Raw genomic sequence first — 6,725 nt, forward strand, 5'->3', positions numbered from 1 at the left:
CTGTAGGGGCGGAGGAACCGCAAGGTCGACGCTCTCCGGGGCTCTGGGGAGCATCCAGTCAATCATTTATTACTAAACAGATCAACTTTTGCGGGTTTTTAGGCCCGGCGACGCCGCCGGGGCCGGGCTACAGGGCCAGGCGGGACACCGGCAGGCCGCTCACACGGGGCGCGACCAGGCGCGACACCGCCGCCGCCAGCCCCATCCCCACGGCGCCGGCGCCGTCGGTGGCCGCCCCGATCGGACCGGGAAGAGCCCGGCCGGGCACGAGCGAGGGCGCCCGGCGCAGCCGGTACTCCCGCCGGAGGCGTCCCGGCAGCAGGTCGGCCGTCACCGCCTCGAGGATCGGAGCCGCCAGCAGCCCCAGCGCTCCCCCGGCCCGGCCGGACAGGGGCGGGCGGAGCACGTGGCGGGCGATGGAGCGGGCGTCCCGGCCCACCTCGACGGTTGCCGCCATCTCGTCCACGTAGGCGCGGAAGGACGGGAGGTCCGGGGGAACGAGGTCGTCGGGGATCCTGAAGGCGGCCGCCAGCAGCAGGCTCTCCTCGTAGAAGCGGTCCCGGTCGGCCCGGCCGAGCAGGCCCAGGTAGCGCCGGTCGACGGTCAGGGCGGTGTCGACCAGGGTGGCGTGCACCCAGAGGGTGAGGGCCGGGTCCAGGGCCGAGTAGTGCTCGCCGGCCCCGGTGGTCCCGTTCACGCGGCGGTGGCGGGCGGCGAGACCCTCGAGGGCCCGGGCGGATCGGGCCGCGGACCCGAAGGCGATGCGGTCCATCGTCCGCATCGTCCGCACCAGCCGGCCGAAGGGGTCGGACGCGAACTGCGAGTGGTCGGCCACCCCCGCCGCCACCTTGGGGTGGGCCACCTGCATGAGGATGGCCCGGGGCCCGCCGAGGAGCAGGGCCGGGTGCATGAGGAGCCGGGCCGAGACCGTGCCCCGGCCGAGGAGGGCGTCAGGACGCGGGTAGCCGGAGGGCGCCACCGCGACCAGGCTAAGGGGTGGCCCGTCGGGCCCGGGCGGACGCCCGTGCTCCGCCACTCGCCGTGGCCGCGTAGGGAAGGGGCGCCCGCAAGCCGGCGTCAGGCGAGGCGCGTGCCTCCGGCTCCCCCGGGGCGGGGCGTCCTGACGGTCACGGCCAGGCCGGCCCGTTCCAGAGCCCGGACCAGCCACCACCCCGGGTCGATCTGGCCCCGAGTCAGGCCGAGGCGGGCCGAGCGGGGGAACCCGTGGTGGTTGTTGTGCCAGCCCTCGCCGAAGGTCAGCACGGCCACGACCCAGTTGTTCCTGCTGCGGTCGCGCGTCTCGTAGGGACGGCGCCCGAAGAGGTGGCAGACCGAGTTGACGCAGAAGGTGGCGTGGTGGAACAGGAAGATCCGCAGGAGGCCGCCCCACATGAGCGCCTCGACCGCGCCTCCGAGCGTCCCCCGCACCAGCCAGCCCACCCCGAACGGGACCAGCAGCGACACCAGGACCCACACCAGGTACAGCCGATCGATGGTGCGGATCAGCGGGTCCTCGAACAGGTCCCGGCCGTAGATCTCGCCCCGCTCCATGCCCTTGGTAACGAACATCCAACCGACGTGGGAGTGGAAGAAGCCCACCAGCGCGCCGCGCACCCCGCCCCCGGAGGTGTGCGGAGAGTGGGGATCACCCGGGCGGTCGGCGAAGGCGTGGTGCTTGCGGTGGTCGGTCACCCACTGCGTCACCGGCCCCTGCAGGGTGATCGACCCGAGGACGGCCAGGCCGGTCCGCACCGCCGGCCCGGCAACGAAGGCCCGGTGGCTGAACAGCCGGTGGAAGCCCACCGTCACTCCCAGGCCCCCGGCGGCGTACAGACCCACGAGGAGCGCGACGTCGACGACCCGGACTCCCGATCCCCACAGCTGCACGAGGGCCACGACCAGCCCGATCGGGGGCACCAGCACCGCCACGAGCGTGATCAGACGGCTCACGAGTCCGGTGCGCGACCGCACCGTCCCGACCGCGGTGGCCGCCCCGACGGCCGGGACCGTGGGCGCGGCGGGTGCCGTGACAGGCGTGGTCGCGGGTGCGGGGAAGGTGGTGGCCATCGCTCCTCAAGGCGGGACGGGGAACTGCCGAACCGAGGTTATCCGGGAGCCGATCCGGCGAGAACATCCCTGCTCGGATTCGCGCCACAATGTGGCCCCGGCTTCGAGTCGGAATCCCGGCGGAACCGGAGCGGAATGGAGAGGCCATGCTTCAGGGGAGCTTCGACACCTTCGACTTCGCCGAGGTCCTCGGGGTCCTGGCCCAGAAGCACCAGACCGGCAAGCTGAGGCTTCACTCCGGACTGGCGTCGGTGGACCTCTACCTGGCCGGGGGCAGGCTGGTCCACGCCGAGTCCGTCGACCACGGCTCGCCCCCCCGGGTGGCGGCCAGCCGCAGCCGCCTCGAGGAGGCGTGCTTCGAGGTCCTGCGATGGGACCACGGCTCCTTCGAGTTCCATCCCGGGCTTGCTCCTCAGTCCCCCCGCGGCCTGGACGCGTCGGTCGACTCGGTGCTCGAGGGGGCCCGGAAGCGGCTGGAGGTCTGGGATCGGGTCGAGTCGATCATCCCGTCGATGGACGTGCAGCCCCGGCTGGCGCGCGAGCTCGGGTCGCGGGAGGTCGTGATCGACCAGCAGGCGTGGCGGGTACTGGCCGCCATCGACGGTCGCCGGACGGTGGGGGCGCTGGCGCGCGTGCTGTCGATCAGCGCCTTCGAGCTGTGCCAGCTCCTCAGCCGGATGGTCAACGACGGCCTCGTCGAGGTCAACCAGCGTCCCAAGGTGGCCATCGCTCCTCCGGTGGCGGCGCGGAGCAGCGGCCGGGTGCGCGTCGACTCGTCGTCGGTGAGCGGGGACTCCCCGGGCCGGGCGGGCGCCGAGGCGGCCGGCGGGGAAGACGACGCTGACACCGACGAGCACGAGGGGGAGAAGGTCAAAGCCTCCTCCGCCATGCGTGTGGCGTCGCGGTTCCGCCTGCGCCCGATCGGAGGCTGAGGCAGCATCTGGCCCATGGCCGGGCCGATGCGGGACATCAGAGTCGTCGAGATCGGGGTGTGGGTGGCGGGGCCTTCGGCCGGGGCCATCCTCTCCGACTGGGGAGCCGAGGTGGTGAAGGTCGAGCCGCCCAACGGTGACCCCTACCGCTGGATCTTCGGGGTCCGCCGCCCCAACGGCGAGCCCGTCCTCAACGCCGCCTTCGAGTACGACAACCGGGGCAAGCGCAGCCTGGCCCTCGACATCGAGTCCGAAGACGGCCGCCGCATCGTGGCCCGGCTCCTGGAGCGGGCCGACGTGTTCATCACCAACATGCGAACGAAGGCCCTGCAGCGTTGGGGCCTCGACCACGAGACGCTCTGCGCCGCCCACCCCCGGCTCGTCTACGCCAGCGTGACCGGCTACGGCACCGAGGGACCCGAGAAGGACCGGGCCAGCTACGACTTCGGGGGGTTCTGGGCCCGCTCCGGCATCGCCGCGGCCCTTACCCAGGCGGGCACCCCGCCGCCGGCCCAGCGGGGCGGCATGGGGGACCACACCACCGCGTCGGCGCTGGCGGGCGGGATCGCCGCCGCCCTGTTCGAGCGGGAGCGCACCGGTCGGGGGCAGTGGGTGTCGACGTCGCTGTTCCGGGCCGGACTGTTCGTGCTGGGCTGGGACACGAGCATGGCCCTGCGCTCGTTCCCGATGCCGGTCGGGTACGCGCGTGAGCGGGCGGTCAACCCCGCCTTCAACTCGTACCAGGACAGCGAGGGACGGTGGTTCTGGCTGTTGGGCCTCGAGGGGGACCGGCACTGGCCGGCGCTGGTCCGGGCGGTGGAGCGGCCCGACCTGGCCGAGGACCCCCGCTACTCGTCGCTCGCGGTGCGCATCCAGAACGCGGGAGAGCTGATCTCCCTCTTCGACGGCATCTTCGCCACCCGGACCCTGGCCCGATGGGCCGAGGCGTTCGACCGGGAGGACGTGTGGTGGGCGCCGGTGCAGACAACCGAGGAGGTGCTGACCGATCCCCAGGCCGAGGCCGCCGGGGCGTTCGTCGAGGCGCCGGTTCCCGAGGGCACGGCGCGGGTGCTGGCGTCACCCGTCGACTTCTCGGTGACCCCGTGGGAGGTGCGGGCGCCCGTCCCCGAGCTGGGCCAGCACACCGAGGAGGTGCTGCTCGAGCTCGGCTACGAGTGGGAGGCCATCATCGCCATGAAGGAGGCCGGGGTCATCCCCTGACGGCGCCCCGGCGCGACCGGGCTCAGCCCGACGCCGCCAATCCGGTCGGACACGCCACCCCGGTACCCCCGAGCCCGCAGTAGCCGTTGGGGTTGGCCGCCAGGTACTGCTGGTGGTACGGCTCGGCGTAGTAGAAGGGGCCGGCGTCGGCGATCTCGGTCGTGATGGTGCCGTAGCCGGCCGCCGACAGCTCCTTCTGGAACATCCGCTCCGACTCCTCGGCCTGGCGTCGCTGGTCGTCGTCGAAGGTGTAGATGGCCGACCGGTACTGGGTCCCGAGGTCGTTGCCCTGGCGCATGCCCTGGGTCGGATCGTGGCTCTCCCAGAACACCCGCAGCAGGTCCTGGTAGCTGACCCGCTTCGGGTCGAAGACGACCAGGACCACCTCGGCGTGGCCGGTCGACCCGCTGCAGACCTCCTCGTAGGTGGGATTCGGCGTGAACCCCCCGGCATATCCGACGGCCGTGGTCAGCACCCCGTCGAGGACCCAGAACTTGCGCTCGGCGCCCCAGAAGCAGCCCATGCCGAACACGGCCCTCTCGCTGTCCACGGGAAAGGGGGGCGCCAGGGCGCTGCCCAGCACCAGGTGGTCGTCGGAGACGGGCATGGCCTGGTCGCGACCGGGCAGGGCCCGGTCCGGGCTGACCATCTGGCTCTTGCGGGAGTTGAACATGTGGAGGTCCTCCTGGGTCCTCACGGTAGAACGCCGGAGCGTGCCCTCTCGTTCCCGGGGGCCACCCGGGTAGGTTCCTGCGGTGGCCGACCAGCCCAGCTTCATCATCACCCACCTGATCGACGGCCTCCGGGACGTCCTGCCCGCGCCCGAGCAGGCCCGGCTGGGTCCCTACCAGGCCCGCGCCGCCACCGCCGGGGCGGACGAGACCGCCGAGTGGCACCGGGCCTATCGCTGTGCCCGGTGGGCGGCCGACGTGGTGTCCACCCCCGCCCACACCGGGCTGACCGGTGAGCTGCGGCGGGTGCTCGAGGTGGTGAAGCAGGTCGAGGAGACCGTCGGCGGCCAGATCAGCAACTTCTTCGAGCTGCCCTACCGCCAGGCCCTCTCCCCGAAGATGGAGGCCGAGCTGACCTGGATCTACGAGGCCGTCCACGTGGCCGAGACGGTGGCGGGGAAGGTGGGCTGGGACGCCGTCGGCTGGCAGGGCCTGCTCGACGACGTGCTGGCCATTCCCCCGCAGGGGCAGGCTCCGCCGAGCTAGGCCGGGCAAGCGGGGATCGTCGCAGGCCGGGCCCACGATGGGTACCGTGACCGGCACCGGGGGCGTACCTCAGTGGTCAGAGGACTCGACTCATAATCGAAGTGTCGCAGGTTCGATCCCTGCCGCCCCCACTACCCGGGGCTTGCTCCGGGGGAGAGACTCGAACTCTCAACAACACGGTTAACAGCCGCGTGCTCTGCCGATTGAGCTACCCCGGAAGATGACCGCAGGCTAGCAACCGGTGACCGGGGCGCCCAACAATCCCGCCACCAACCCCATCACGCCCCGATGGGTGCGGCTGCAGCAGTAGTGGACGGCGATGCACCCGAACTCATGCTTGGCCTTCTTGATGGCTGGATCGGGTTCTGCGCGATAGGGCTTGATGAACTGACCCGGTGGTATTCGGGTGATCCTGCTCCAGTACAGGATGGCCTCCTCGAGGTCCAGGCCTTGGTGCAGATACAGATGTGCTCGGAGCCGGGACTCGTCGATGTCGAAGAAGGCTCGCAGCCACAGGCAGAACATCTCGATGAGACGAGGATCGGTGTTGGTCAGCTTGACCTTGCCGTCCCCCTTCCCGCCCTCCCCGGCATACAGCATTGCCCCCGCCACCAGAAGCTCCCGCTCGGACAACTCGCCGATCCGCCGACGGCCCTCCTCCATCAGCTCCGCGATCTCGGCGGCCTTACGGCGCTGCAGGACGTTCGGGCCACGACGCCGGGCCCCGGTGCGGGCCGGCCGTGCCTCGAACGGCACGTCCCTGGTCCACAGCGACACCGACGACTTGGACACCCCGAGCTCGGCGGCGATGGCGTTCATCGTCCACCCCCGGGCCCGCAGGGCCCGGGCCGCCTCCCGCTCGCCGACCTTGCCCCGGTAGCCCACGAATGGATGTTCGCAACCGAATGTGACATCGGTGCCAGATTCGCCCATCCAAACCCTGGTGACGGGCCGGAGAACAGGGTATGAACAGGGGATGAGATTTCGCGCCGGGATCGTGATAGGGGCAGGAGTCGGTTATTACCTCGGCGCCATGGCGGGGCGGGAGCGCTACGAGCAGCTGAGCTCCTTCGTCCGGCGGGCGCGGGGATCCGACACCTTCGACACCGTCGAGAAGAAGGCCCGGGCCGTGCTGGACCTCGGCATGGAGCGGGCCCGGGACGCGGTCGAGGCGAAGATGGGGAACGGCTCCGAGCCCGACCTGGTCCTCAACTGACCGGCTGGCGCCGGTAGAGACGGGGCGCCGGGCGAGCCGGCGCCGGGGCGGCTACTCCTCGTCGAGGTAGTC

The 6,725-nt window shown here is 71.7% G+C and carries 8 protein-coding genes and 2 tRNA genes; 5 read left to right on the forward strand and 5 right to left on the reverse strand.

The annotated features are described in order from the left end of the window. Nucleotides 1-127: 127 nt before the first annotated feature. Nucleotides 128-979 carry an oxygenase MpaB family protein gene (locus VFW24_14090; GenBank protein HEX5267893.1) on the reverse strand — a complete coding sequence of 284 codons (852 nt, stop codon included), beginning with the start codon at nt 977-979 and terminating at the stop codon, nt 128-130. A 98-nt stretch (nt 980-1,077) separates the two neighbouring features. Continuing rightward, the gene (locus VFW24_14095) at nt 1,078-2,067 is read right to left on the reverse strand and encodes a fatty acid desaturase (protein HEX5267894.1); all 990 of its coding nucleotides are present in this window, start codon (nt 2,065-2,067) and stop codon (nt 1,078-1,080) included. 146 nt (nt 2,068-2,213) lie between these two features. Here VFW24_14095 and VFW24_14100 point away from each other — a divergent pair, with 146 nt between their 5' ends. Both VFW24_14100 and VFW24_14105 read left to right on the forward strand, forming a co-directional pair. Then, nucleotides 2,214-2,999 (forward strand): DUF4388 domain-containing protein, encoded by a 786-nt coding sequence (locus VFW24_14100; GenBank protein ID HEX5267895.1) that lies wholly within the window; start codon nt 2,214-2,216, stop codon nt 2,997-2,999. Between the two features lie 15 nt (nt 3,000-3,014). After that, nucleotides 3,015-4,220, forward strand: coding sequence for a CoA transferase (locus tag VFW24_14105; protein HEX5267896.1), 1,206 nt, complete (start codon nt 3,015-3,017; stop codon nt 4,218-4,220). Nucleotides 4,221-4,242: 22 nt separating this feature from the next. Here VFW24_14105 and msrA read toward each other — a convergent pair whose 3' ends face one another. Beyond that, nucleotides 4,243-4,917 carry a peptide-methionine (S)-S-oxide reductase MsrA gene (gene msrA, locus VFW24_14110; protein HEX5267897.1) on the reverse strand — a complete coding sequence of 225 codons (675 nt, stop codon included), beginning with the start codon at nt 4,915-4,917 and terminating at the stop codon, nt 4,243-4,245. A gap of 58 nt (nt 4,918-4,975) precedes the next feature. Between msrA and VFW24_14115 the strand changes: the two genes are divergently transcribed. Next, nucleotides 4,976-5,437: a hypothetical protein gene (locus tag VFW24_14115; GenBank protein HEX5267898.1), complete on the forward strand. Its 462-nt coding sequence runs from the start codon at nt 4,976-4,978 to the stop codon at nt 5,435-5,437. Nucleotides 5,438-5,495: 58 nt separating this feature from the next. After that, a tRNA-Met gene (locus VFW24_14120) sits at nt 5,496-5,568 on the forward strand. A gap of 14 nt (nt 5,569-5,582) precedes the next feature. On the opposite strand, the gene VFW24_14125 is transcribed toward VFW24_14120, so the two are convergent. Continuing rightward, nucleotides 5,583-5,655: transfer RNA gene (locus VFW24_14125), tRNA-Asn, on the reverse strand. Nucleotides 5,656-5,668: 13 nt separating this feature from the next. Continuing rightward, nucleotides 5,669-6,322, reverse strand: coding sequence for a hypothetical protein (locus VFW24_14130; GenBank protein HEX5267899.1), 654 nt, complete (start codon nt 6,320-6,322; stop codon nt 5,669-5,671). Between the two features lie 91 nt (nt 6,323-6,413). On the opposite strand from VFW24_14130, the gene VFW24_14135 reads away from it, so the two are divergent. Then, nucleotides 6,414-6,653, forward strand: a complete 240-nt coding sequence (locus tag VFW24_14135; protein HEX5267900.1) for a hypothetical protein — start codon at nt 6,414-6,416, stop codon at nt 6,651-6,653. Nucleotides 6,654-6,725 lie beyond the last annotated feature (72 nt).

The organism is Acidimicrobiales bacterium, assembly GCA_036273495.1.
Lineage (GTDB): Bacteria > Actinomycetota > Acidimicrobiia > Acidimicrobiales > JAJPHE01 > DASSEU01.